The sequence below is a fragment of the Frankia sp. AiPs1 genome, assembly GCF_023716945.1.
Classification (GTDB): domain Bacteria; phylum Actinomycetota; class Actinomycetes; order Frankiales; family Frankiaceae; genus Frankia.
This window is the reverse complement of record NZ_JAMQQF010000673.1, coordinates 1-2,930: the sequence shown is the minus strand read 5'-3', so window position 1 is coordinate 2,930 and position 2,930 is coordinate 1. Positions and strand designations below refer to the sequence as shown.

3 protein-coding genes are annotated in these 2,930 nt (G+C 73.0%); 2 read left to right on the top strand and 1 reads right to left on the bottom strand.

The genetic code is table 11. The annotated features are described in order from the left end of the window. The coding region (locus ND748_RS29200) for an ATP-dependent helicase (protein WP_251749415.1) at window positions 1–1,766 on the bottom strand (1,766 nt) is incomplete at its 3' end. 95 nt (window positions 1,767–1,861) lie between these two features. On the opposite strand from ND748_RS29200, the gene ND748_RS34770 reads away from it, so the two are divergent. Next, window positions 1,862–2,101 carry a mycoredoxin gene (locus ND748_RS34770; RefSeq protein WP_251749413.1) on the top strand — a complete coding sequence of 80 codons (240 nt, stop codon included), beginning with the start codon at window positions 1,862–1,864 and terminating at the stop codon, window positions 2,099–2,101. A gap of 242 nt (window positions 2,102–2,343) precedes the next feature. Beyond that, the coding region (locus ND748_RS29190; protein ID WP_251749411.1) for a GAF domain-containing protein at window positions 2,344–2,930 on the top strand (587 nt) is incomplete at its 3' end.

Sequence of the window (2,930 nt, the reverse complement as noted above, 5' to 3'; positions counted from 1 at the left end):
CTGACGGCCGGGCCGAGGCCGAGGCCACGGCGCACCGGCCGCAGGTCGTCGAGGAAGCGGGACGGGCGCCGCGAGCGCCGCCCGTCGGCGCGGGCCAGGGCCCAGGACAGGACGAGGTGGGTACGGGCCCGCGTCACGCCCACATACAGCAGGCGGCGTTCCTCGGCGATCTGCTCGGCGGTCTTCGCGTGGACGAGCGGCAGCGTGCCGTCGGCCAGTCCCACCAGGAACACCGCGTCCCATTCCAGGCCCTTCGCGGCGTGCAGCGTGGACAGCGTCACCCCCTCGACGGTGGGCTGGTGCTCGTGGGTGACGCGATCGGCGAGCTCGGCGACGAACTCGGGGAGGCCCGCCTGCGGGGAACGGGCGGCGAGGTCGGCGGCCAGGCGGTGCAGGGCGGCGAGGTTCTCCCACTGCTCCCGCTCCGCGCCGGATCCGGCTGAGGGCCGGTCCGCCCGCCAGTGCAACGCGCCGAGGATGTCCGCGACGGTGTCGGCCAGCCCGGCGGGCCGGTCGGTGTCGGCCGAGCGCAGGGCGGCCCGCAGCAGCCGCATGGCCGCGACCACCTCGGTGCGGGCGAAGAACTTCTCGCCGCCCCGGACGAGGTAGGCGATGCCGGCCGCGCCGAGTGCGGCCTCGTATGCCTCGGACTGGGCGTTGATCCGGTACAGCACGGCGATGCGGCTGGCCGGCGTCCCGCGGGCGATCAGGGCGCGGATGCGACCGGCGACGGCGGCGGCCTCGTCGGCCTCGCTGTCGCACTCCAGCCACACCGGCGGCGGGCCGTCGGGCACGGCGGCGACGAGCCTCGTCCCGGGCGCGGCCTGCACGAGCCGGTTCGCCAGCCCCACGACCTGCGGGGTCGACCGGTAGTCCCGCACGAGCCGGACGACCGCCGCGTCCGGGTGGCGGCGGGGGAAGTCGAGCAGGTAGCGAGGCGAGGCGCCGGCGAACGAGTAGATGGTCTGGTGCGGGTCACCGACGACGCAGAGGCTGTCGCGCTCGCCGAGCCAGGCCTCGAGCACGCGCTGCTGCAAGGCGTTGACGTCCTGGTACTCGTCGACGACGAGGTGGCGGTACCGGGAGCGGACCTCGGTGGCGACCCAGTCGTGCTCCTCGATCATGGCCGCGGTGAGCAGCAGCAGATCCTCCATGTCGACGACGCCGGCCTCCCGCTTGACCTCCTCGTACGCGGCGTAGAGCCGGGCGACGGTCTGCGCCGGGGTGGCGGTCTCCCGGCCGCCGGCCGCCGCCATCCGGGCGTAGTCCGCGGGCCCGACGAGGCTGGCCTTGGCCCACTCGACCTCGGCGGTCAGGTCGCGCAGCTCGGTGCGGTCCGGGCTCAGCCGCAGGCGCCCCGCGGCGCGCGCCATGTTGGGGATCTTGCTGGACTCGGGCCGGGGCAGCGGTCCGCCGGCCACGGCCGGCCAGAAGTGCTGCAACTGCCGCAACGCCGCCGAATGGAACGTACGTGCCTGCACGCCGGGCACGCCCATGGCCCGCAGCCGGCCGCGCAGCTCCCCCGCCGCCCTGGTCGTGAAGCTCACGGCGAGGATCTGGCCGGAGCCAACCCCCCGGTCCACGACCATGTGGGCGATTCTGTGCGTGATGGTGCGCGTCTTGCCCGTACCGGCACCGGCGAGGATGCAGACCGGTCCCAGGGGGGCGTCGGCCGCGGCCCGCTGCTCGGGATCGAGCTCGGCGAGCAGGTCTGCGCCCCCGGGGGCGGGGGCGGCCCGCGCGGCGGGGGCAGGCGATCCGGACATCCCCCGACACGGTAGTCCTCAGCCTCGCCGGGAAGCGTCGCAGGCACGACGCTGTTACACCAACCGTTGCGTCCCAGTGGCTTGGAGGCCCTTTCGTGCCCACGATCTACACGACTTCCTGGTGCGGCTACTGCGTTCGGCTGAAGAGCCAACTCGACCGCGCCGGGGTCGAGTACAAGACCGTTGATATCGAGAACGACCCGACAGCAGAGCAACTTGTCCGCGATGCGAACAACGGGAACGCGACCGTACCGACCGTGCTCTTTCCCGATGGCACTGTGATGACGAACCCGAGCGTCCGCCAGGTCACCGAGAAGGTCACTTCTGCCGCATAACGGATACGTAGAGCAACAACATCCCGGGAGTTCTTACCTTCCCACCGCACACGCGGCCGGCTCGTGGGACGGTGTCCGTCACTGCCCGTGAAGTTTGTGGGAGAGTTCGGCCTGTGTCGTCAGCACCTTCAGAACAGGCGTGGAGCACCGTCGATGCCGCGCTGCGGGCCGTTCGCGCCCTGGACCGGATGGAGACAGCCTGTTTCGTCGTGGTATCTGCGACGACTGCGAGCTATCTCCGTGTGACCGGAACCTTCGCCGATCTCGGCGAGGGAACCCACTATCCCCGGGCGGACAGCATCATCGCGCGCATGCTCGACGGTGCGCCCGCGACGGCGACCGGGGTCGGCCCGGGGCACCCCGCGGCCGACACGGCCGAGCATCGCCAACTGGGGGTGCACAGTTATCTCGCGATGCCGGTGATCCCCACGGACGGCCGACTACTCGGCTTTCTCGTCGGCTTGGACCACGGTGAGGTGAGCGTGTCCGCCGACACACTGGCCCTGGTCCGGGCAGTCGCGGATGCCCTCGCGGCCACCGGCGACATCCCCGCGCCGCCCCCGCCGGCCGTCTCGCCGAACGGACCGCGGCCCGGCGATCACTCCCGGGAGTCCGGCGGCTCCCGCGACGAGGCCCTGGTCGACGCGCCGGACGAGGAACGTCGGGCCCAGGCGGCACGTCCGGCCCGGCCGGAAGCCGGGACCCGGCAGGAACCTGCGACCCGGCAGGAGCCTGCGGCCCAACAGGAACCTGCGGCCCAACAGGAACCTGCGACCCGGCAGGGGACGCCGGCCCAGCCCGGCCCGACGCGGGGCGGTGAGCAGCGAGC